This window comes from Alicyclobacillus contaminans DSM 17975 (assembly GCF_000429525.1).
In the GTDB taxonomy this organism is placed as follows: domain Bacteria; phylum Bacillota; class Bacilli; order Alicyclobacillales; family Alicyclobacillaceae; genus Alicyclobacillus_A; species Alicyclobacillus_A contaminans.
In genome coordinates, this window is the sequence record NZ_AUCA01000002.1 from 92,050 (window position 1) to 114,250 (window position 22,201).

Genomic DNA, 22,201 nt, shown 5'->3' on the forward strand with positions numbered 1-22,201 from the left:
AGCGGGGCGTCCCGCTCGAGTTGTGAAGCGGATTGGTGATGCTTGGCTGATTTGGCAATGTAGCCGGAAAGGGAAGTGGGATGCGGGTGTCCCGACTGATCACGAATCGACGCTTGTTCATAGTGCTGGCGAGTTTTATCTTGCTGATTGTCATTGCTGGGCTGACCATTCGAGGGCGGGATCAGCATGTCAGCTGGCCGGAAAAAGTGGTAATGGACGTGGAGAACACGGTTGGCAGTTGGATTTACCGGCCGGTCAGTCAGCTCACTGCGTTCATCGGGGGCATTCACAGTTTGCACGAAATGTATGTTGAGAATGCTCAACTGAAGGCGGAAATGAAAGATTACAGCGCCCTGAACGCGAAGCTCCAGGAGGTGGAACAACAGAATCAGCGGTACAGCCAGATGCTCGGATTCAAACAGCAGCACGTCAGCATGAATCTCGTACCGGCCCATGTGATTGCCCGCAATCCTTCCACCTGGAGCAACGAACTGGTGATTGATGCGGGAACGCGCGATGGGGTGAAAGAGGACATGGCTGTCATTGCTGCGGACGGCAGCTTGGTCGGGCGGGTGACTGCCGCCGCGACCTTGAGCTCGAAGGTGATGTTGGTGACCGACACCCGCGCCGGGGATGGCGTATCGGCCAAGGTGCTGAACGGATCGAGTACACCGCCGTTCGGCATGATCACGGGATCGAGCACGGTCAGCGGAAAATTGGAGCTGTCCTTCCTGTCTCCCGTGGAACAGGTGAAGCCGGGGCAAACCGTGGTGACATCCGGGCTGAGCACCATTTTTCCGCCTGACCTGGTGGTGGGGACGGTCACGAAGGTCATCCCGGGTTTGCAGGGGCTGACGCAATCGGCCATCGTGACGCCGGCAGCCGACCTGGATTATCTGCAGGAGGTCTTCGTGATACGGCAGCAGTCGGGATCCACGCCATGAAGAATGTGATCGCGTTTCTGTTCCTGTGGCTGGGTTTAATTATTCAGTCCACGTTGTTTCAGGTACCGCCGATTCGCCTGATCCAACCGAATTTTGTACTGGTCCTGCTCGTCCTGACAGCGGTCACTCGCGGAGCGCGGGTCGCCCTGGTGCTCGGTGTCGTTGTTGGGTTTATTCAAGACGTGGATTACGGGTCCTTTCTTGGATTGAACGCGTTTGTCTACGGCTTGATTGGCTATTTCGCAGCCGCTGTGGTCGCCCAGTTCATGCAGAGAAATGTGCCTCTGACGATGTTGGTGACGGTGGTCTGCACCTTCGTGCAGAACTGGCTGTCCTACGGACTGACCCGATTGTTTGATATCACAGCGTATTCGGCGCATGCGGTCCTCTCCTTCGCCCTGGAACAGATGGTAATAAACGGCGTGCTGCTGCTGTTTCTCTATCCGCTGGCGATGCGGACGCTCGTGGACAGAGGTCAGAAACGGTATCGAGAGTCGGACTCGGACATGATCTGAGACATCCCCCAGACTGGGGAATTTTTCATCATTGGTGCAGGAAATGGGCGCCGATGCAGCGAATATTGTTTGCCGGGCGTTGATTTGACGCGAACTGAGACACGGACGTACGTGTTGCTGGAGGGAGCCGGATTGGCCGTCTTAGACAATGCAACTCAGAGACCGGAAGTCAGGCCACCGGTGTCGGTGAAAGGCGTCAATGACGGGCTGCTGTTTCTTCTCGACGAACAGTGCGCACATGAAGTGCTGCGGGCATTTCTGCAGGAATTGTTGTTTGACAACCCGTCACCGTTATTGTCCGGGCCACAGATCAACGTGTCCGTGGACTACGGCCAGCGAGAAATGACACCGGAGCAAAACATTGAACTCATGCGGTTATTCTTACAGAAGGAAAATTTCACAATAAGAGAATGGAGTTCTCGTACCATGGCGAGGCAGGCGTTGTTTGCCAAGCCGCAGCGGAACGCGCGGCCGCAGTACATCCATCGCGGTACGGTGCGAGCGGGCCAACAGGTGTATTACGATGGAGACGTGGTGGTGGTCGGTGACGTGAATCCTGGCGGCGAAATTGCCGCGACAGGGGATATTTTTGTGTTCGGACGACTGCGGGGGATTGCGCACGCCGGGGTTCGCGGCAACACCCAATCCATCATCGCGGCGGCGGAGTTTTCGCCGATGCAATTGCGGATTGCCGGAACGCTGACGCGCGTTCCGGAGGCCAGGGGTCAAGCGCAGAGCGCGTTTATGGAGTTCGCCTACCTGTGCGAAGAGGGCATGGCCGTGGACAAGTTGCAGTACCTGTTTGCCATCCGGCCGAAGAAGGTCGGTCATTGACAGCTGAGCAAGGCATTTGGGGGGAGCGCCATGGGGACCGCCATCGTGGTTACATCGGGTAAAGGCGGTGTAGGAAAGACCACGTCGACCGCGAATATCGGTACGGCGTTGGCGTTGTTGGGGAAAAGCGTATGTCTTATTGACGCGGACATCGGGTTGAGAAACCTCGATGTGGTCATGGGTCTTGAGAACCGAATCATCTACGATATTGTGGATGTCGCGAACGGCGAGTGCCGACTGGAGCAAGCGCTCATCAAAGACAAACGATTCGAACGGCTCATGGTGTTGCCGGCATCTCAGACGAAAGATAAAACCGCGTTGCAGCCAGGCGCTGTGCGGAAGATTGTACAGAATTTGAAAGCGCAGTTCGACTTCGTATTCATCGACTGTCCGGCGGGCATTGAGCACGGGTTTCGGGTGGCCGTGGCGGGGGCGGATCAGGCGATTGTGGTGACCACGCCGGAAACGGCCTCCGTGCGCGATGCGGATCGCGTCATTGGTTTGCTGGAACAGGAAGATCTGCAGTCCCCCAAGTTGGTCATCAACCGGATTCGGCCCCGAATGGTCAAAGAAGGAGACATGTTGGACGTCGACGAAATCGTGCAGGTTCTGGCGATTGATCTCCTCGGCGTGGTACCGGACGACGAAGTGGTGATCAAGAACAATATCAAAGGCGAGCCCACCGTGATGCGGCCGGACACCAAGGCGGCGATGGCGTATCGAAACATCGCCCGGAGAATCCTGGGTGACTCGGTTCCGCTGATGCCATTGGATGACCAGCCCGGGTTTTGGTCCCGGGTGAGGCGGTTGATGGGCGGCAAGCGATAAGTCTCCGTAGGCGCCGGGCAATCTGACGAGGTTCAGTTTGTCCGGCGTTCGTCATACTTGTCCCCACCGCGCATACCTTGTAGTGACATGGTCACTGCAAAGGGGGATGGAGATGGCTCGGTTTGGACGCAGCAAGCGAGTTTTCAAGGCGATGCAGGGGAGCCTGCGGAGGACGCCTCCGTCGAACTATGAATGGGACGATGCGCCGAAGGAGGACAATGCGTCCGGTGCCAATCCGGGACTTTTGCACCTTTCAGAAGGCGTTCAGGCCGCGAGCGCTGAGGCGTCCGCACAGGCCATCTCGAAGTCGCCGGACAGAAATACCTCATCGGCGCGGTGGTTGAGCGAGTCCGTTTCTCCCTATGGATTTTCCGACGATGATGGAACCCTGAAACAGATAGATCGGCACGCATGGCAGCGGGCATTTGGCGGAGGCCAACGGAAGCGGTTCGTGGCTCAGCAGAACGGACGTTGGCAGTCTGGCTCCGGCGGAAGTTCGAGCGGAACATCGTCCGTTGGCGGCGGCACCTGGCTGCTGCAGGCGGTGGCGGCCGCCGTGTTGGTGGCGGCGGGCGTCTATGCGAATCGGGTTCCGGATACACCGCTGTCGCAGACGTTGCAGAGCGCGTATCGATTCGCCTTCGCCACGGACTACTCTGGACGGGCGCTTCCACTGTTGGAGTCCGTCCTAGCACGCGTGCATGTGTCCGTGCCCATCCTGAGTCGCGCGGGCGCCATTCAACTGCATGTGCCGTTGGTCGGGCAAATTGCCACGGACTACAGCGCTTCGCATCCAGAGATGATCATCACAGGAACGGCCAATGAACCGGTGCTCGCCGCCGGGGCAGGCACGGTCACGTCGGTGTCCGGGGGCAAAGGAAACTATACGGTGGTCATTGATCATGGTGGCATTGGGATCACCACATACGGCGGTCTGGGAACGGTGTCCGTCAGTTCGGGCCAGGCGGTGAGTGTGGGTGAGGCCATCGGGCGTTTGTCCAATACCGCGCATCCGCAGCTGCGCTTCGCCCTGCAGCGCGACGGTCACTACGAAAATCCACACGACGTCATTGTGTTCTCCGGCGAGAACGCATGAGACAACGGCTGCACTGGCTCGCCCTGGGCCGTGCGCGCGGGCTGGCAACGGGGCGGATTCGGATCCACCCGTTTTTTTTGCTGCTGTTCGCAGCGGCGGCCGCATTCGGAATGTGGCGGGAAGTTATGTTGCTGTTTTTGTTGGTGATGCTGCATGAACTCGGGCACGCGGCGATGGCGGATCACCTGGGATATGTGGTGGAGGAAGTGTCGTTGCTGCCCTTCGGCGGCGTGGCCAAGCTGGGGTACGGTTCGCTGGGCTTTCGACCGCGGCACGAGGCGCTGATTGCCGTGGCCGGCCCGTTGGTCAATGTGGCGCTCAGTGCGCTGGCGTTTGGAATGCACGCATTGGGATGGTGGACGCACGCGTTCTACATTCAGGTGGTGGAATTGAATCTGTGGATTGTCGTTTTCAACCTGTTGCCTGGCTTGCCCCTGGACGGCGGACGCGTGCTGCGGGCTGCCAGAAGTCGGACGATTGGCTACGAGCAGGCGACGCGGGAGGCGTACCAAGTGGCCATCTGGATTGCGGTGGTATTGCTGTGTGCGGGTGCACTGTCCTTGTGGGTGGGCTATCCTCACCTCGGCATGGTGATTCTGGGCTTGTTTCTGTTGACGTCCGCCTTCGTCGGACGGAGAGATACCGGTATGGACACCATTCGCTTTTTGGACGCGAAGCGGAAAGCGGGACCGAGCCCAGAGCCGGTGCGCGCGTTGGCCGTTCCGGCGACCGCGACCGTCCGTGACGTGGTTCGGCAGTTTGCGCCGGATCGCTACCATATGGTGTACATCCGCGACGAAGAGGGCGTCGTCCGGGCGGTGGTGGAAGAAGACGAACTGATTGACGCGGTGTTTGCAGGCGAATACCTGGTCAAAATGGAGGCGTGGCTGCACCGCGAGCGTTGACCGGTATTGAGTTTTTTCCGCCATCGTGGTAGCATACAGGTTGTATGTCTCAAGGATGGGCAACTGTCTTTGTGATGCACTTCAACCGCTTGGTTTGAGGCTCGAAATCTCGGAAATTCGAGTGCCTTGAACAGCGAGTCTAGGTCAGGGAGCGAGACGAACATGTACGCAATTGTTGAAACGGGCGGCAAGCAGTACAAAGTTGCCCAGGGCGACGTCATTACCGTGGAGAAGTTGAACGCAGAAGTCGGTGCGGCGGTCACTCTGGACAAGGTGTTCTTGGTCAGTGGGGACAATGGCGTGAACGTGGGAACGCCGACGATTGCCGGCGCCAAGGTCACCGCGACCGTCGTGGAACACGGCAAAGCTAAAAAGATTGTTGTGTTCAAGTACAAGGCGAAGAAGAATTATCACAAAAAGCAGGGTCACCGTCAACCGTACACCAAGCTGAAGATTGAATCCATCGAAGCGTAAGGGTTGCCGCGGTGATTTTGGTTGAAGTATTCGTGGACGGCGATGTCATTCGCCGAGTGCATGCGACCGGCCACGCGGAGTACGCGGAGCCGGGGGCAGATATTGTGTGTTCGGCGGTGAGCATCCTGCTCTACAATGCGGTGAACAGCTGCGAAGCGCTGTTGGGCGTGGCGTTGGAAGCATCCGACGCGGATGATCCGTTTGTCATCGAGGTGCCCCAGCCACAATTGGCGAACGACGGCGTCCAGTTGCTGCTGCGCAGCATGGAATTTGGACTCCGGCAAGTTGCGGAGCAATACCCGGAGTACGTGGTTGTGAAGACGCAGTCCTACAGATTGAAGGAGTGAACGAACATGTTGAAGCTGAACCTGCAACGGTTTGCGCATAAGAAGGGTGTGTCCAGCACCCGGAACGGCCGCGACAGTGAGTCGAAGCGCCTTGGTGTGAAGCGTTCCGACGGACAGCACGTCAACTGCGGGTCCATCATTGTGCGCCAACGCGGCACGAAAATCCACCCGGGTAACAACGTCGGGATTGGCAAGGATGACACTCTGTACGCGTTGATTGACGGCCGGGTGAAGTTTGAAAGGTACGGTCGGAATCGCAAACGCGTGAGCGTGTACGCGGTGGAAACGGCGGCGCCCGTCGAAGCGTGAGCAGCGATGCGCGGGTGGCGAGATGCCGTCCGCAGTGACAAGCATGAGGCCTGGCGGTGACGCCGGGCTTTTTCTTTAGGAGGGCGAACATGGACCCGGTTTCCGTGCGGCCGGAGGATGCGCTGCGTCGGCATCGACACGATATTCTGAACGACCTGCAGCTGGTGAAGGCCTACATACAATTGGGAAAACCAGATCGGGCGCTCGGGGCGGTGGACAAACTGGTGAACTGGCTGCAGAGCCTGTCCAGCATCCACGCAATTACTCCGTCGCCGCTGTTGTGGACATTGGTGCAATGTCCCGCGGTGCGATGGCGGTTCGATACACCGATATCCGACTGGTCCACCGAGGAAGTGGGCGAATTGTGCGATCTCGCACGTACAGTGAACGAAGCGGCGCAAGATGCGGGACTCGGTGTCATCCGCGTGGTTTGTACGGGCCGTCAGGACGACCGGAAGCTGCAGATTGAGCTGCATATGGGAGAAGAATTGCGGAATCTGTGGGACAATGTAAGTACGGTGCAGAGAACGTCAATCCAATTGTCCGCCGTGTGGCTGAAGGACGCGGCGAGGGAATTCTGAAGGAGTCGAACGGCGTGTTTGTCGATCAGGCGAAGATTTACGTGAAAGGCGGCGACGGGGGCAACGGGATTGTCTCCTATCGTCGGGAAAAATTCGTACCCCTGGGCGGTCCCGCAGGCGGTGACGGCGGCCGCGGTGGCGATGTCGTGTTCGTGGTGGATGGTGGACTGCGAACGCTGATTGACTTTCGCTATCAACGTCACTTCAAGGCCGAGCGGGGTGAGCATGGCAAGACCAAAAATCAACACGGAAAAAGCGCACCGGATCTGGTGGTGAAGGTTCCTCCTGGAACGGTCGTTCGCGACGCGGATACAGGCGAGTTTCTCGGAGACTTGACCCGGGAAGGACAGCGCTTGATTGTGGCACATGGCGGGCGCGGCGGGCGCGGCAACACACGTTTCGCGACCGAGGCCAACAAGGCTCCGGATATGGCGGAGAAAGGGGAGCCGGGCGAAGAGCGAAATCTGTTGCTCGAACTGAAGGTGCTGGCCGACGTCGGACTCGTGGGGTTCCCGAGTGTCGGCAAGTCGACGCTGCTCTCCGCGGTGTCTGCCGCGCGGCCCAAGGTGGGTGCGTACCATTTCACCACATTGACGCCGGAACTGGGCGTTGTTCGCGTGGACGAGGAGCGAAGCTTTGTCCTCGCCGACCTGCCTGGATTGATTGAAGGCGCGCACGCGGGCCACGGACTGGGGCATGAATTTTTACGCCATGTGGAACGCACACGGGTGATTGTGCACGTGCTGGATATCGCCGCGACGGAGGGACGCAATCCGGTGGAGGACTATCGGGTGATCCGGGCCGAATTGGAAGCATACGATCCGCGGCTGTCCGCACGTCCCGAACTGATTGCGGCAAACAAGATGGACGTGCCTGGCGCGGAAGAGCACCTGGCCGCGTTTCGGGCGGCGTATCCCGATTTGCCGGTGTATCCCATTTCCGGAGTGACAGGCGAAGGAGTACAGGCGCTTCTGTACGCGATTGCAGAGACCCTGGACCAAGTGGCGGATGTCCATTCAGTCGAACACGAGTTGTCCAGCCAAACCGAAGCGGCCCCTGAGAAGAAAGTGTACCGATTTGAACGGGAAGAGCCATTTCGAATTCTGCGCGAAGGCAACCGGTTTGTTGTGGCCAGCGCGGAACTGGAGAAGCTGGTGGCGATGACGAATTTCGCTCAGTACGACGCGGTGGTGAGGTTCCAGCGCATCCTGAAGCACAAAGGCGTCGACGACGCGCTGCGTCAGCGCGGCGCGAAAGAGGGGGACACCATACGCATTGGCGATATGGAGTTTGATTTTGTCGAGTGAGGCTCCACCGTGGTGGACGGCGTCGTTGGCAGAGGCCTGCCGCGACGTCGCGCAGCGATCCCTGCCCAACGAGGCATGTGGACTCTTGGTTCGCGAGAAGCAGGATGTCCAGTTGTGGCCCTTGTCCGCCACGGCGACGGCCACACGCGTGGAAGCCCTTCCAGAAGCTCTGGTACGGGCGTCCTACGAACTGGTGGATGCCGGGGGGAGATCGCTGGGGACATTTCACAGCCATCCGGATGGAAGCGCCCGCTTTTCCAAGCGCGATGAAGGCCTGCTCGCTTGGGGAGAATGGCACGTGGTCGCATATCGCATCGGATCGTCGTGGTCCTTCACGTTCGGCCGGCGGAGTGGTGCGACCCCAGAGAAAACTTCATGAAATTTTGCAAAACCCATACAAAATGATGGCAAATTGGTGGTTCAGCAAACAGGCCGCCGAACGTTTCTCACGAATTTCCCTTCCCATGGAGGGATGGCCAGTGGAGGAACTTTCGGTGGTCCTTTTTTTGCAGAAGATGCTGGATGACGCGTTGATCCGGGATTGTTCCGACATCCACCTGTACACAGCGGGAACTCAGCTCGTTGTCAAGTTTCGGAGACAGGGCGAATTGACAACGTATACGCGCACGGAACAATTTGGGGCGGACGTGGTTCGTCGAATCAAGGCGCTGGCACGGATGGACATTGCGGACTCGCGCGTTCCTCAGGATGGGGCGTTTCATTGGGAGTCGGATACGGCCGAGTGCGACGTGCGCGTGTCCACGCTGCCCACCATTCACGGGGAAGCTGCGGTGATGCGGCTGTTCACCCAGTACAAGGCACCGCTCGATTTTTCGGCGCTCGGGATGACCGCTCCACAGGCGCGCATGGTGCGGCAGATGCTGACGCAGCCATCCGGCCTCATTTTGGTCGTGGGACCGACCAACTCCGGCAAGACCACCACACTGTACGCGATGGTCACCGATATCGCTCGCTGTGGCCGGAAGGTCGTGTGCATTGAGGATCCGGTCGAGCGTTCGCTGGAGGACTGCCAGCAGGTGCAGGTGCGAGAAAGCGTGGGCATTACTTTTGACGTGGGTGTCCGCGCGGTTCTCCGGCACGATCCGGACGTGCTCATGATTGGCGAGATTCGCGACGGAGCCACCGCGTCGGCCGCTGTCCGTGCCGCGCTCACCGGACACCTGGTGCTGTCCACCACGCATGCGAAAGATCCTGTGGGGGCCTTCGCCCGGTTGGCGGATCTCGGAGTGTCGCGAAGTGCGTTGGCGGAGGTGACCGTGGGTGTGGTTCACCAGGCGTTCCCCCATTCTTCCGGTGAACGCCAAACCCAGAGACGGAGTCCAGTCTTCCACACATTACGCATAGAGGGACAGATCGCGAAATGGCTCGGATCGGAGGCGTCGTGGTGGGAGGTGCGAGAGCACTTGGAAAACGTTACAGCCGGAGAGGGGGCGGATGCAGGTGCTGACAAGGAGGATTGGGGCCACGGGGACGCATCGCCTTCGACGATGGATTGGCCAGGCGCGTATGGAGGCTGTGCTGTCCAACGTGTGTGACGTGCTGATTCCGCTGCTGGACGCTGGCCTGCCCCTTGGCGACGCACTGCTGTATGCCTCGGACATGCCGCTGTCCAAGGAATGCAAACGGTACCTCCGGGATGCCCGAACCGCTTTGGAACAAGGGAGATGGATGTCGGAAGTCTGGCCGCACCGATTGCCGACGCTGTACCGGGTATTCCTCACGCAGGGGCGGTTCACCGGTTCCGTCACCGACGCCCTCCGCACATGGCAGCGGCTGCGGCAACAACGGCAATCCTGGCTGCGGGCGACCGTGAAGGTCTGCGCGTATCCGACGCTGTTGGTGCTGGTTGCGGCGGGACTGCTCACGTTTCTCGTTGGAACGGTGATGCCAACGTTCCGCCAACTCTATACCCAACTCGGCATTCGGCCCGGATTGTCCGGCGAATGGTGGTTCACGGCGGGACATTGCTTGGTGATTGGCGTGTGGGCATTGATTTTTGGCGGCGGCGTAGTGGGTTGCACAGCGGGGCTCCTGACCCGCTGCAGTGCGCGCGTGGAGCATTGGCTGTCACATCTGCACTCGGTTCGCATGTACCGACTGGGTTTGGTCAGTGTTTGGCTCGGCAGTCTGACGGCAGGAGGCATTCCAATTGTGGATGCACTGGCGGTGCTGGGACAGCCTCCGTTTCCTCGTTGGGCGCAGCGCATGTGCCGGGATGGACACGACGCCATTTTGGAAGGGCGGCGCTTGAGCGAGGCGATTCCCAGTCTGTCCGATGGCCTGTTCACCACGGTGCTGGCAACCGCCGAACAAACCGGAGAATTGGCGGATGGATTGCTGCGGGCGAGCCGTGTGTACGAGACGCACTGGCTGCAGCGCGTACAACGGATGGTCCGGGTTGCGGAGCCCGTATTGCTGCTGTTGGTCGGAGGATTGGTGGCGGGGGCCATGGCGATGTTGTTTCTCCCGATGTACGATGCGCTAACAACTCTATCCAAAGGGAGTGTGTAGTCATGCGGAAGACGCGTCGATGGTTGGGCAAAGATGGTGGGTTTACGTTGGTGGAACTGGTGGTGGCGGTGTTCATCGTGGCGGTGATGGCGGCCATTGTCACTCCGCACCTCCTTGGCATCGGCCAGCAGGCGGAGAGCAAAGCGTGCGAACAGAACCAACGGATGATTCGCGCCGCGCTTTCTGAATATTACCTGCTCCATCACGCGTATCCGTCCGGTACGGCGGAGGAGCAGTTGTCCGAGCTCGTGCAGGACAAGCTTTTGCAATCCGTACCGCAAGAACCGTCAGGCGGCCATTACGTCATTACTGAAAATGGGGATGATGTGGAGGTCAGCTGTGATGTGCACGGCGAGCTGGGGGCCCAGTGAAGCGCGGAGCGGGACAGATTGTGGGTTCACACTCCTCGAGGTGTGTATAAACGTCGCCCTCGCCGGGTTGCTGTTGGTGGGGACCATTGGGCTGAGTGAACGGGCGTTCGGCGCGGCGGCACTGCAGTACACGCGGGACAACGTGGTCTGGGGGATGCGCTGGTGCCAACAGTTGGCCGTCACGAAGGCCAAGGACGCCAATTTTCGCTTTTCTGTATACACGCCCATGGCTTCGATGTACCTGGGTCCCACGCTGATGCAAAGATTCCAATTTCCTGAAGGCATCCAGTATCATGACGGGTATTTGCAGTTGAATACAGGCAATGTGCGATATGCACCGGATGGCTCCTGTGAGGTCGGAGGCGTGGTGCAACTGGAGTCCGCGTGGGACCAGGCGGTCATTCACTTGTATCAGGGCTCCGGCCTGCAGGAAGGGGCGGAGTGACCGTGAATCTCCTGGAAGTGGTCGCGGCCCTGTGGATCCTCGCTATCGGTTGCGGGACCGAAGCGGAGCTCATCTGTATGATGGCGAAGGCGATAACGGTCGTCCAAGCCGTCGAGCGTGCATCGGTGGTTGCGGAGAACACTGCGGAACGGGTGGTGGCGGGCGAAGATGGGCAGCCCGTCCGTTGTCCAGATGCAACGGCTTGCCAAGTGGAGGTGTCGCAAAGTCCCGATGGAACCTGGATTCTGGTGGCGGTGGACGACACGGAGCAGACGCTCTTCATTCCTGGGGTATCTCCGTGATGGGAAGGGAGATCCGGGATTTACGCTGCTGGAGACCATCGTCAGTCTGTGCGCTTGCGGTGTGCTCGTTGCCGTGGTGATGCCGTGGCTGCTGTCGGTTTGGATGGGGCTCGCGTCCGCCCGTACGGAGGGTGAGGTGTACGCCATGCACCGCAGCATGGAACGCATGCTGGTGACTGACGGTCACGCTGCGATGGCGGTGACTGTCGCGGGGACCACGTTGACTATCGTGCGGGCGGACGGGGCGTCCTACCGATACGCCGTGAATGCGCTGCACGAACTGGTGCGGACCGGGGTGAATGGGGCTGGCACGTGGGTCGTGGCGACCAATGTGGCCCGCTGGAACCTGGACCGTCAGCCAAGGCTGCTCATAGCCACGGTGGAGTTCACAGACGGGTCGACGACGGAGGTCGACATGTCTCTGGGTGAGGGGGGCAATGATGAGAACTGACGACAGAGCGCGGGACGCGGGACAAGCGCTCTTGGTGACACTGTCCGCGCTGCTGTTGGTCGCCCTGTTCACAGCCGGATGGTTTACCGTCGTCTCCTATCGCGAACGGATCGCTCAAATGGCGCAGGCTCATCAAACGGTCTATTGGTTGGCGTTCGGACACGCCCGGGCGGTATTGGCACAGTTGGAAGCGGGTCAGAACAGCGTGGGGCCCGCCACGTTGTCTTTCTACCAGGGCGTGGTGACGACGAGCGCTGTGAAAACGGGATCGGTGTGGACAGTGACAGTGCAGGCGCGCTCGTCGGATGCCACCGAGGTCGTAACGTTTCGATTCGACAGCCAGCAGAAACGCGTTACCCAGTGGCAGGAGAACCTGCCGACGCCTGTCGACAACGACGCCGGATAATGTGGTAGGATGAAGGAACGGGAGTGTGACCGAAGTGCGGCAAAGCATTGCCCTGGTGGGCATGATGGGTGTTGGCAAAAGTACGGTCGGCCGCGCTGTGGCTGTCGCCATGCAGGCGCAGTATGTCGACCTGGACGAATGGGTCGAAGCCCATTCGGGGAAGCCGATTTGGAAGTTATTTAAAGATGACGGGGAAGCCGCGTTTCGACAGTGGGAAGCGAAGGGGCTTCGGCAGTTGACCGAGGAAGCCAGCGACCAGAGATATGTTCTCTCGACCGGTGGGGGGGTCGTTGGAAATCCCGGCAACCGGGCTTTGCTTCAATCGAGGTGGTTGACCGTATGGCTGGATGCCAGCCCCGCGACGTTGCTCCGTCGTGTGCAGCGAGACGGCCCGCGTCGACCCTTGCTGGAGAATGCTGATCCACTGGGGACGTTAACCAAGTTGGGTGATGTGCGCCGACCCTGGTATGAGGCGTGTAGTCGACTGCGCATCGTGGTGGATGATCAGTCCATTGATGAAACGGCGGCTGCTGTGGTTGAATGGGTTACACGTTTGCAAAACGCGTGACCAGAACCGGTCAAACAGGCGCTCAGGGGGGATATTGTGCAACACATCAAGAATTTGCTGCAGGGCGGGCTGGCTCGTCGCCTGCCTGAACAGACTCCTGTGCCTGACGCTGCGTATTTCCGCGAGCGGATTCCCGAATTGGACGAATGGCAAATTCGCGATGAGGTGATTGAACAAAATCGCCTCATGCTGATGGAATATTTGCGCCAAGCGCGCATCTGCGCCCGCTGCACCGGTTTCGCAACGTGCGGCAAAGAGGGCGACATGCAGGGATTCGAACAGGCGCTCGAGTCCTACGGCGGACGTCTGAGTGTGGGAGTCCGCCGCTGTCAGCCGTATCTCAACGATTTATCGCGCCGCCGCCTCGAGCGGTGGTTAAAGATATCGGGCGCGCTGCCGCACGATAAGGCGTTTCGATTCTCCAACTTTCCCGTGGAACAGCGGAGAAAGTACCCCGCGTTGATGAAGTATGCGGAGGACTTCGCCAATCGGTTTGAAGTTGGACAAGCGGTCAAAGGCGTGTACCTGTTTGGCCCGCCGGGTGTGGGCAAGACGCACCTTATGCTGGCGGTTGTCAATCGATTGCATGAACGCGGCATCCCGTGTCTGTTTGTTCGCTCTGACTCCATCTTCGACAAGATGCGCAGCATTATTGCCGACAGTGGAGATCTCGATCCGCTGCTCGAAGCGTACGCCACGGCCCCCGTGCTTGCCATCGATGAATTCGCACAGGAGCGCGCGAATGAGTTCACGTTGGAGAAGCTGTTTCGAATCATCAATCACCGGTTCCACAGCAAGCTTCCCACGTGGTTCACGAGCAACTACGCGGTGCCGGAAATCTATCGTCGCAACGGCGCCGATTTGTTGGATTCCGTTGGGCCGCTGCGGAGCCGAATCATGGAAATGGCAAAGCACGTGAAAATGGACGGAGAGGATTACCGGTTGCGGAATCTGGAATCCCTGTCGTGACCTTCGGATGGAGGAGAAGATCGACGCTCTGTGAGGCCGACAAGGGCCATTTGTCGGATGTCGATTTCTATGCGCGGACCAATCTGCTCGGTGCGTTCGCGAATTTTTCGGTGTCGCTCTGCTTCTATCACCGGTTTTTCGTCGTCCGGAGCGTCCGGTAAGATACTTCGGTAGTACAGTTCAATTTGGGAAATCTCTTCGTCGAGTCGTCGGCGCGCGGTGTCGGCCCATTCGTGCGATTGACGCTCCAGTGCGGTAAGGATGGCGGAGCACGCCGTCGCACACGCCTGTTCGATTCCCAGTGCGGCGCTCGAATGGGACAGCAGGGCCGACGGAGCCACTGGCTGCATCCGGATGTTTTGTATCATGTCGTAAAATCCGAACACCACCTGTCCGTTGTGAAGACAGACAGCGATGGACCAAAAGCGCTGTTCCACCCGGTCGCAACGAAATGAGACGATCGCATTCATCAGAAACCACGGGATCAGCGGCTGCGCTCCGTTCCAACTCTCCGGCGCAACACACGCAAAGCGTCCACGCTTCTCCAGAGAGGTGTAGATTTTGTCGAGTCGGAAGCAGCCGAATGTGATCAGTTCCGCCGTAGGTGGGCGAAAGAATCTGCGTTCGAGCTCCGTCATGCCGCGCTGCTCGGCTTCGTCCAGAGCGGCCTCCCGCAGCCGGCGATTCGCTTGCTCGAGCGCTTCGTCGCTGAACGCACAGCGCAGAACGGTCAGCGGGACATCCTGGTTGGTTTTTTCGACCCACATCCAGTAGTACGGTCTATCCGTCAGTTCTTTGTCCACCTCCCGCGGCAGCTGATACTCGCGATAATCATTGCCCAGCGCTCGGACCACCGGCGCACCGACAGCCTTGAAATAGGCGTCGCAAAACCTGAGGCGTTCGTCCTTGGTTCGAAGGGGCACAGGGTTCATCGTGTCGTCGACTCCTTCACTTGCTGCAGCCATTCATCACCGTACTGTTCCAATTTTGCAACCAATTCTCCATTGGATTCACTCGTCATCGACCATTCGAGAATTTTTTCCTCCAATTTGCTGGATAGCTTGGGATCGTCAACAATGTAATCCAGTTCGCCAATCACCATTTCAAACATGCGAATCTTTTCCTGAAGCAGATGTACAATGTGAGCTTCAATGGTATCTCTGGTGGCTAGGTTGTAAATGTGGACCTCCCGCTCCTGCCCCAATCGGTGGATTCGTCCAATTCTCTGTTCAAGGCGCATGGGATTCCAGGGGAGATCAAAGTTAATCATGTGGTGACAAAACTGCAAATTAATACCTTCTCCGCCGGATTCGGTGGCGACGAGAACCTTCATTTTGGACGCGAACAGGTCCTTCATCCAGTCTTTCTTCCCGCGTTTGAATCCACCGCGAAACGGCACAGCGGACACGCCGCGTTTGCGGAGCATGTAGAGCAGGAGCTCCTGCGTCGCGCGATACTCTGTGAACACAATACACTTGTCGTCCAGCGACGCAATCATCTCGAGGACTTTGTCCACCTTCGTATACGTTGTGACCTGCTGGGCCAAGGTCATGAGTTCTGCGATGCGTTGACGCAGCGACTCGGAGGTCGCGCGCTTTCCCATTCTCTCCAACGTGTGCATCGCCGCATACGGGGAGGAACAAATCTCCCGTTGAAGCGTGATGAGCGGCAGGACCGACCGCCGCAGAGCGGTGCGTTCGTCGTATTCCTGTTTCAAAAACTGCTGAACCGCGTCGTACAGTTTGCGCTCCGCGGGACTGAGTTCGAGGGGAACGGCTGTCACGTGCCGCTTCGGTAAATTGGTTGCCCCGTCCCTCCGCCGATTGCGTATCATCACGTGGCCGAGCTGCGATTTCAGTTCCTTTGCATCACGTGGCTGGCGGGCGTTGGCCATGTGCTGCGATGCAAACTCCTGGCGGCTGCCGAGGTGTCCGGGTCTGAGCAGAGTGATGAGAGTGTGCAGTTCCTTCAGGTCATTCTGCATCGGAGTGGCTGTCAACAGAAGCATGTACTTGTTCGGGATTTGGTTCACCATCTGCCAGTTCTTTGTGCGGTTGTTTTTCAACTTGTGGGCTTCGTCAACCACCACGAGATCCCACTCCACCTCAAGGACGGCGGATCGATGCGGCTCACGCTTGGCGGTGTCCAGCGAGCCCACCACGACATCCGCCTGTGTCCAGTTCCATTCATTGCGCTGGGCATACGCGGGAATCCGGAACTTGTCATTCAGCTCACGCGTCCATTGAAGAACCAAAGACGCAGGGACGAGGACGAGAATTTTTCTCGCGAGTCCACGGAGCAAATATTCCTTCATGATGAGGCCGGCTTCAATGGTTTTGCCGAGACCCACCTCGTCCGCCAGGATGGCGCGTCCGTGGAGTTCCTGCATCACCCGGCGAGCGGTTTCCACCTGGTGAGGCAGTGGCGTGAACCCGCGAATATGCTCCAGCACCAGCAGTTCGTCAAAGTCGCGCGCCAGTCGCGCCTTTGTGGCCGTGACGTTTAAGCCGAACAGCGTCCATGCCGCCTGGTTGCCAACGTCCGCTTTTTCTAGGTATGCTGTAAACGCAGCTTGCACCTCTTGGCCGTGCCACACCACGGGCGGCATGGCAGCGGGGGCTGTGGATTTGGAGAGGGACAGATTCACTGCGCATACCTCCAACGAGTTCTCGGATTTTCGCGATGCGTCCGTAGTATGGACAAAATCCGATAAATCTTACATGGGAATGAGTTGGCGCAGGCGGGAAGGGGACTGTGCGGATGGCCGAACTGAGAAAGACACCACTGTATCCGCTGTACAAGCAGTATGGGGCCAAAACGGTGGAATTCGGGGGCTGGGACATGCCTGTCCAGTTCTCGAGTATTTTATTTGAGCACGACAGCGTGCGGCAGAGGGCCGGACTGTTCGATGTGTCGCACATGGGAGAATTTTTGGTGACGGGCCGGGATGCCCGTGCGTTCCTGCAGTACATGCTGACCAATGATCTGTCTCGTCTCGAGTCCGGGATGGCGATGTATTCGCCGCTGGCCAATGAGAGGGGCGGCTGCGTCGACGACGTTCTGGTGTACTGCCTGACGTCGGATTCGTACATGGTGGTCGTCAACGCCGGAAACATCGAAAAAGACTGGACGTGGCTGCAGCACCACGCGGACGGATTCTCCGTGTCCCTGGACAATCGCTCGGATGCCACAGCGCTGCTGGCGCTGCAGGGTCCCCTGTCGGAACGAATTTTGCAAAAAGTAACACCTGCAGATCTGTCCGCATTGAAGTACTATCGTTTTGTGCAGAGCCGCGTGTGCAATGCATCAGCGCTGGTCTCTCGCACGGGTTACACGGGGGAGGATGGATTCGAACTGTACCTGCGTCCAGAGGACGCCGCGGACGTGTGGGCGGAACTGTTGTCGCTGGGCGAGCCGGATGGTCTGGTTCCGTGCGGTCTCGGGGCGCGTGATACGCTTCGCTTGGAGGCGCGTCTGCCGCTGTACGGGCACGAGTTGACGGAGGACATTTCTCCGCTGGAAGCGGGACTCGGTGCATTCGTGAAATTGGACAAGGGGGATTTCGTCGGCAAGTCGGCCCTGCAATCACAGAAGTTGCACGGGCTTCGTCGCAGGGTCGCGGGCATTGTGCTCGACGGGCGGGGAATTCCGCGCCAAGGGTATTCGGTGCTGCACCAGGGCCGCACCGTCGGACAGGTCACCTCGGGTACGATGTCACCCACGCTGAAGATGCCCATCGGCCTGGTTCTGGTGGAGGCTGATCTTGGTTCCGTGGGCACGGAGCTGGCGGTCGACATTCGCGGGAAACAAGTGGCTGCGAAGGTCGTCAAAACGCCGTTCTACAAACGATCCGCCGGGGAAAACCCCGCATCACCGCAATCATAAAGAACTGAGACGAGGGGGCAGCACGCGGTGAGTACATTCAGCTACATTCCACACACGTCGGAAGACCGGCGCAAGATGTTGGAGTTTCTGCACATCTCGGATACAGACGAATTGTTTTCCGACATTCCGGATGCCGTTCGGATGAATCGGCCATTGCAGCTTCCGCCTGCGATGGCAGAGCTGACTCTGGAGCGGCACATGCTTCGCCTGGCCGGGCGCAACATGCACGCCGGGCAGGTGGTCAATTTTCTAGGCGCCGGCAGCTATCAGCATTATCGTCCGAGTGTGATTGACGCCATCGTCGGACGATCCGAATTCTACACGTCTTACACGCCCTATCAACCCGAGATCAGCCAGGGTATGCTGCAAGCCATCTTCGAATACCAGACCATGGTGTCGGAACTGACGGGTATGGATTTGGCCAACGCATCCATGTACGATGGGCCCACGGCGCTTGCCGAAGCCGGATTGGTGTGCTGTGCGCACACGCGCCGCAACAAATTGGTCGTGCTGTCCACCGTTCACCCCGAGTATCGGGCGGTGATTGAGACGTACGCCAAAGGTCAGTCGCTGGAGGTGGTCGAGGTTCCGTTTGACCGCGGTGTGGTGACGGTGGACGGTTTGGCGCAGATTTTGGATTCGACCACTGCGGGCGTACTGGTTCAATATCCAAACTTCTTTGGCAACATGGAGGATTTGCGTAGCATGGCGGACCTGGCCCACGCTGCGGGCGCTCTGTTTGTGGTCAGTGCATATCCGATTGCCCTCGGATTGCTGGAGTCTCCCGGGGTGCTCGGTGCTGACATCGTGGTGGCGGAAGGTCAGTCCCTCGGCAACAGCCTGTCGTATGGCGGACCGTATCTGGGCATGATGGCAGCGCGTCAAGATTTGATGCGTAAGCTGCCGGGACGGATTGTCGGTCAGACCACTGACGCGAAGGGACGCCGTGGGTTTGTTCTGACGCTGCAGGCCCGAGAACAGCATATTCGGCGTGAGAAGGCCTCGTCCAACATCTGCAGCAATCAGGCATTGAATGCCCTGGCGGCCACCGTGTTCCTGTCCTATCTCGGACCGAAGGGAATGCGGGAACTGGCTTTGCAAAATTATCACAAAGCACATTATTTCCAATCGAAACTGACCGCCCTGCCAGGGGTGGAGGCGCCGTTTGCGCAGCCGTTCTTCAATGAGTTCGTCGTCCGGGTCCCCCACCTCGAACGGATTCAAGAGGAGATGCTGAACCGCGGCTATTTCTTTGGTCTGAATCTGGAGACCTACTATCCGGAGTTGAAGGACTGCGTTCTGTTGACGGTCACGGAAGTGCGGACCAAAGAAGAGTTGGATGAAGCCGCAGCGGAATTGGAGGGACTGCTATGAGCCTGCAACGAGAAGGAGATCAACCGCTGATTTTTGAATTGGGTGCGCCCGGCCGCCGTGCCTACACGCTGCCGGACTTGGATGTCCCGGAAACGTCCCTCGACGAGGTGGCTGAATGGGTCAGAACCCAAGATCCCCTGCTTCCAGAGTTGAGCGAAGTCGACGTGGTGCGTCATTTCACCGCCTTGTCCACGCGTAATCACGGCGTGGATTCCGGCTTCTATCCGCTGGGTTCCTGTACGATGAAGTACAATCCGAAACGGAACGAACGGGCGGCATCTTTGGAAGGATTTTCGCAACTGCACCCCCTTCAACCTTCGTCGACCACGCAGGGCGCGCTCGAGTTGATGTATCAACTGCAGCAGGATCTCGCGGAGATCACCGGCATGGACGCGGTCAGTTTGCAGCCTGCCGCCGGGGCGCAGGGGGAATGGACTGGATTGATGATGATTTCTGCGTATCATCGGCAGAGAGGCGAGCACCGGGATAAGGTGATTGTTCCCGACAGTGCGCACGGAACCAATCCTGCATCGGTGACGATGGCCGGTCTGAAGGCGGTCACCATCCCGTCCAACGAAGATGGCAGTGTCGACCTAGAGGCCCTGCGAAGCGTGGTGGGGCCCGATACCGCGGCGCTGATGCTGACCAACCCGAGCACGCTCGGGCTGTTCGAGACCCAGATTGTCGAGATTGCCGACATTGTGCACCAGGCGGGGGGACTTCTGTATTACGACGGCGCCAATATGAATGCGATTCTCGGCTATGCTCGACCGGGAGACATGGGCTTTGACGTGGTACACCTCAATCTGCACAAAACATTCTCCACTCCGCATGGCGGCGGTGGGCCAGGTGCAGGCCCGGTGGGGGTCAAGCAATTCCTCGAGCCGTTCCTGCCGAAGCCCGTCTTGGTGCGGGGAGAGGACGGGGTGCTGGACTGGAACTGGGATCGTCCGTTGTCCATCGGGAAAGTGAAGGGGTTCTACGGGAATTTCGGCATTTTGGTCCGCGCATACGCCTACATCCGCACGATGGGACCCGATGGCTTGAAACGCGTGTCGGAGCACGCCGTCTTATCCGCCAACTATCTCATGCGGCGTTTGCAGGAAGCGTTCGATCTCCCGTTCGACCGGATTTGCAAGCACGAGTTCGTACTGTCGGGCAGGAGGCAGAAAAAGCTCGGCGTCAAGACACTCGACATCGCGAAGCGCTTGTTGGACTTCGGTGTTCATCCTCCGACCATTTACTTTCCGTTGATTGTGGAGGAATGTCTGATGATTGAACCCACGGAGTGCGAGAGTCTGGAGACGTTGGACGAGTTTGCGGACATCCTGCTGCAGATTGCCCGCGAGGCCGAGTCCACGCCGGAGTATGTCCAGACTGCGCCACATCGGACCGTGGTCGGTCGATTGGATGAGACCAAAGCCGCTCGGTCGCCGATTCTCCGGTATCGGCCGGCGGACACCAACCAGGTGGGATAAGGCTTTGTCACGTGGGCGGATCGCTCTCCAGGGCTTCCGTCCGCGTTTCTCCGGCCCAAAATTCGTCCATCTCGAGCAGGATCCAGGCGTTGGCGTGCCAGCGAAGTTTGGTCGTACCCAGATTGTGGATCGCTGCGGAGGTCGGAAGACCGGTGACTGAGATGGCCGCGCGAATGAAGCCTCCGTGCGTGACGGCAAGTATCCGTCCGGTCTGGTGCAACTGTGTCATCTTGGTGAGAAACCGCTGTACGCGGGCGGCGAAAACGTCAGGCTCCTCTTCATCCATCTGTGTGGTGTCGATGGGGGGATAATCGTGAGCGGGTCGGTGCGGCGTGCAGGCGTCGGCGTCCGCTCGCAGTGTGGTTTCTCGTGGACCGAATCGACGTTCCCTCAACAGCGGTTCAATGTGAAGCGGGCAGTCCATCACGGTGTGCAGAATCTCAGCGGTTTGCCTCGCGCGGTCCAGATCACTGCTGTACAGCCCGTCGAAATGAGTGTCCACCAAGCGCTCTGCAAGGGCCCTTGCCTGTTCAGCACCGGCCTCGTTCAGTGGCACGTTGCGCCAGCCCTGAATCCGGCGCTCCAGGTTCCAATCGGTCTGGCCGTGCCGAACCAACCACAGTTCCAAGGGCGAATCCCTCCTCGTGCCCAGATGGCAAGTGCTTTGGCAGCCAGGGCTGTGGGTGGTTTCAGTATATCAGTGTCTGTGTTACAATGTCACCGATTTTACCCAGACGCAAGGGGACGGGGGGGCTCGACGTGACCTTTTCGCAATACCTGCTGTTGTTGAATGGACCGAACCTGAACCGATTGGGATTGCGCGAACCCGAGATTTACGGGACGGAAACGCTCGATGATGTGGTCCGCCGGGTGGAAGCGGTCGCGACCAGACATGGTGTCGGTGTGCGCGCGTTTCAGTCGAATTCGGAAGGCGCGTTGATTGATCGGCTGCAGGCGGACGGCCCCGGCGCGCTTGGCATCATCATCAATCCAGGGGCGTTGGCGCACTACGGTTACAGCCTGCGGGATTGCCTCGCAGACGTGAATCGTCCGACCATCGAAGTACATATCTCCAATGTTCATCGGCGGGAAGCATTTCGGCACCAATTGGTACTGGCGCCTGTGGTGACCGGTCAAATTGTGGGCCTGGGTACACTCGGTTATGCATTGGCCGCCGAGGCGTTGCTTCGCAAGCCGGGTGAATGACTGTGCGTTTCCGCGCGGAGCCTGGAAGCAACCCTTGCGTTTCCCAGTTGGGCATGCTTTTATTATGATGGGCA

General features: G+C 58.9%; 28 protein-coding genes. 25 read left to right on the plus strand and 3 right to left on the minus strand.

Going from position 1 to position 22,201, the window contains the following annotated elements; genetic code table 11:
• Positions 1-86: 86 nt before the first annotated feature.
• The 21 genes from mreC to zapE all read left to right on the plus strand — a co-directional run bounded on the left by mreC (position 87) and on the right by zapE (position 14,184).
• Entirely contained in the window at positions 87-944 is an 858-nt protein-coding gene (gene mreC, locus G463_RS0101725) for a rod shape-determining protein MreC (protein ID WP_026973819.1), read from the plus strand.
• Entirely contained in the window at positions 941-1,459 is a 519-nt protein-coding gene (mreD, locus tag G463_RS0101730; protein ID WP_026973820.1) for a rod shape-determining protein MreD, read from the plus strand. Before mreC ends, mreD begins: the two co-directional genes overlap by 4 nt.
• 132 nt (positions 1,460-1,591) lie before the next feature.
• Positions 1,592-2,293 (plus strand): septum site-determining protein MinC, encoded by a 702-nt coding sequence (gene minC, locus G463_RS0101735; RefSeq protein WP_156900045.1) that lies wholly within the window; start codon positions 1,592-1,594, stop codon positions 2,291-2,293.
• 30 nt (positions 2,294-2,323) lie between these two features.
• On the plus strand, positions 2,324-3,121 hold the full coding sequence (gene minD, locus G463_RS0101740; RefSeq protein WP_026973822.1) for a septum site-determining protein MinD: 798 nt from the start codon (positions 2,324-2,326) through the stop codon (positions 3,119-3,121).
• Positions 3,122-3,233: 112 nt separating this feature from the next.
• On the plus strand, positions 3,234-4,217 hold the full coding sequence (locus G463_RS21485; RefSeq protein ID WP_051321794.1) for a M23 family metallopeptidase: 984 nt from the start codon (positions 3,234-3,236) through the stop codon (positions 4,215-4,217).
• Complete coding sequence (locus tag G463_RS18140; RefSeq protein WP_051321795.1) at positions 4,214-5,122, plus strand: M50 family metallopeptidase; 909 nt, start codon at positions 4,214-4,216, stop codon at positions 5,120-5,122. The genes G463_RS21485 and G463_RS18140 overlap by 4 nt, the downstream gene beginning before the upstream one ends.
• A 162-nt stretch (positions 5,123-5,284) precedes the next feature.
• Positions 5,285-5,596 (plus strand): 50S ribosomal protein L21, encoded by a 312-nt coding sequence (gene rplU / locus G463_RS0101755; protein WP_026973823.1) that lies wholly within the window; start codon positions 5,285-5,287, stop codon positions 5,594-5,596.
• A gap of 11 nt (positions 5,597-5,607) precedes the next feature.
• Positions 5,608-5,943 carry a ribosomal-processing cysteine protease Prp gene (locus G463_RS0101760; RefSeq protein ID WP_035485101.1) on the plus strand — a complete coding sequence of 112 codons (336 nt, stop codon included), beginning with the start codon at positions 5,608-5,610 and terminating at the stop codon, positions 5,941-5,943.
• A 6-nt stretch (positions 5,944-5,949) separates the two neighbouring features.
• The gene (rpmA, locus tag G463_RS0101765; protein ID WP_026973825.1) at positions 5,950-6,252 is read left to right on the plus strand and encodes a 50S ribosomal protein L27; all 303 of its coding nucleotides are present in this window, start codon (positions 5,950-5,952) and stop codon (positions 6,250-6,252) included.
• Positions 6,253-6,341: 89 nt separating this feature from the next.
• The gene (locus G463_RS21490; RefSeq protein ID WP_051321796.1) at positions 6,342-6,833 is read left to right on the plus strand and encodes a Spo0B domain-containing protein; all 492 of its coding nucleotides are present in this window, start codon (positions 6,342-6,344) and stop codon (positions 6,831-6,833) included.
• Between the two features lie 14 nt (positions 6,834-6,847).
• Entirely contained in the window at positions 6,848-8,140 is a 1,293-nt protein-coding gene (obgE, locus tag G463_RS0101775; protein ID WP_026973826.1) for a GTPase ObgE, read from the plus strand.
• A complete protein-coding gene (locus G463_RS0101780; protein ID WP_035485103.1) occupies positions 8,130-8,519 on the plus strand; it encodes a M67 family metallopeptidase in 390 nt (129 codons plus the stop codon). Before obgE ends, G463_RS0101780 begins: the two co-directional genes overlap by 11 nt.
• Before the next feature lie 100 nt (positions 8,520-8,619).
• Positions 8,620-9,696, plus strand: a complete 1,077-nt coding sequence (locus G463_RS18150) for a GspE/PulE family protein (protein WP_051321797.1) — start codon at positions 8,620-8,622, stop codon at positions 9,694-9,696.
• Positions 9,602-10,672: a type II secretion system F family protein gene (locus G463_RS0101790; RefSeq protein WP_169725402.1), complete on the plus strand. Its 1,071-nt coding sequence runs from the start codon at positions 9,602-9,604 to the stop codon at positions 10,670-10,672. The genes G463_RS18150 and G463_RS0101790 overlap by 95 nt, the downstream gene beginning before the upstream one ends.
• Positions 10,673-10,674: 2 nt before the next feature.
• On the plus strand, positions 10,675-11,043 hold the full coding sequence (locus G463_RS18155; protein WP_051321798.1) for a competence type IV pilus major pilin ComGC: 369 nt from the start codon (positions 10,675-10,677) through the stop codon (positions 11,041-11,043).
• Complete coding sequence (locus G463_RS0101800; protein ID WP_026973829.1) at positions 11,015-11,488, plus strand: hypothetical protein; 474 nt, start codon at positions 11,015-11,017, stop codon at positions 11,486-11,488. Before G463_RS18155 ends, G463_RS0101800 begins: the two co-directional genes overlap by 29 nt.
• On the plus strand, positions 11,485-11,790 hold the full coding sequence (locus G463_RS0101805) for a hypothetical protein (RefSeq protein WP_026973830.1): 306 nt from the start codon (positions 11,485-11,487) through the stop codon (positions 11,788-11,790). The genes G463_RS0101800 and G463_RS0101805 overlap by 4 nt, the downstream gene beginning before the upstream one ends.
• Entirely contained in the window at positions 11,720-12,241 is a 522-nt protein-coding gene (locus tag G463_RS0101810) for a type II secretion system protein (RefSeq protein WP_156900046.1), read from the plus strand. Before G463_RS0101805 ends, G463_RS0101810 begins: the two co-directional genes overlap by 71 nt.
• The gene (gene comGG / locus G463_RS0101815) at positions 12,231-12,647 is read left to right on the plus strand and encodes a competence type IV pilus minor pilin ComGG (RefSeq protein WP_026973832.1); all 417 of its coding nucleotides are present in this window, start codon (positions 12,231-12,233) and stop codon (positions 12,645-12,647) included. Before G463_RS0101810 ends, comGG begins: the two co-directional genes overlap by 11 nt.
• 34 nt (positions 12,648-12,681) lie before the next feature.
• On the plus strand, positions 12,682-13,215 hold the full coding sequence (locus G463_RS18160; RefSeq protein WP_156900047.1) for a shikimate kinase: 534 nt from the start codon (positions 12,682-12,684) through the stop codon (positions 13,213-13,215).
• A gap of 36 nt (positions 13,216-13,251) precedes the next feature.
• Positions 13,252-14,184 carry an AFG1/ZapE family ATPase gene (gene zapE, locus G463_RS0101825; RefSeq protein WP_245575652.1) on the plus strand — a complete coding sequence of 311 codons (933 nt, stop codon included), beginning with the start codon at positions 13,252-13,254 and terminating at the stop codon, positions 14,182-14,184.
• Here the strand turns inward: zapE and G463_RS0101830 are convergent.
• Positions 14,151-15,116: a YqhG family protein gene (locus G463_RS0101830; protein WP_026973834.1), complete on the minus strand. Its 966-nt coding sequence runs from the start codon at positions 15,114-15,116 to the stop codon at positions 14,151-14,153. The two genes, zapE and G463_RS0101830, sit on opposite strands and share 34 nt — an antisense overlap.
• The gene (locus G463_RS18165) at positions 15,113-16,792 is read right to left on the minus strand and encodes a DEAD/DEAH box helicase (RefSeq protein WP_084171133.1); all 1,680 of its coding nucleotides are present in this window, start codon (positions 16,790-16,792) and stop codon (positions 15,113-15,115) included. The genes G463_RS0101830 and G463_RS18165 overlap by 4 nt, the downstream gene beginning before the upstream one ends.
• 152 nt (positions 16,793-16,944) lie before the next feature.
• On the opposite strand from G463_RS18165, the gene gcvT reads away from it, so the two are divergent.
• Genes gcvT through gcvPB form a run of 3 tightly spaced genes read left to right on the plus strand, consistent with a single transcriptional unit; the run spans position 16,945 to position 20,921 of the window.
• Entirely contained in the window at positions 16,945-18,069 is a 1,125-nt protein-coding gene (gcvT, locus tag G463_RS0101840; RefSeq protein WP_026973835.1) for a glycine cleavage system aminomethyltransferase GcvT, read from the plus strand.
• A gap of 27 nt (positions 18,070-18,096) precedes the next feature.
• On the plus strand, positions 18,097-19,443 hold the full coding sequence (gene gcvPA / locus G463_RS0101845; RefSeq protein ID WP_026973836.1) for an aminomethyl-transferring glycine dehydrogenase subunit GcvPA: 1,347 nt from the start codon (positions 18,097-18,099) through the stop codon (positions 19,441-19,443).
• The gene (gene gcvPB / locus G463_RS0101850; RefSeq protein ID WP_026973837.1) at positions 19,440-20,921 is read left to right on the plus strand and encodes an aminomethyl-transferring glycine dehydrogenase subunit GcvPB; all 1,482 of its coding nucleotides are present in this window, start codon (positions 19,440-19,442) and stop codon (positions 20,919-20,921) included. Before gcvPA ends, gcvPB begins: the two co-directional genes overlap by 4 nt.
• A 7-nt stretch (positions 20,922-20,928) precedes the next feature.
• On the opposite strand, the gene G463_RS18170 is transcribed toward gcvPB, so the two are convergent.
• The gene (locus tag G463_RS18170) at positions 20,929-21,549 is read right to left on the minus strand and encodes a histidine phosphatase family protein (protein ID WP_051321800.1); all 621 of its coding nucleotides are present in this window, start codon (positions 21,547-21,549) and stop codon (positions 20,929-20,931) included.
• 86 nt (positions 21,550-21,635) lie between these two features.
• On the opposite strand from G463_RS18170, the gene aroQ reads away from it, so the two are divergent.
• Positions 21,636-22,127 carry a type II 3-dehydroquinate dehydratase gene (gene aroQ, locus G463_RS0101860; RefSeq protein ID WP_051321801.1) on the plus strand — a complete coding sequence of 164 codons (492 nt, stop codon included), beginning with the start codon at positions 21,636-21,638 and terminating at the stop codon, positions 22,125-22,127.
• The last annotated feature ends 74 nt before the right edge of the window (positions 22,128-22,201 follow it).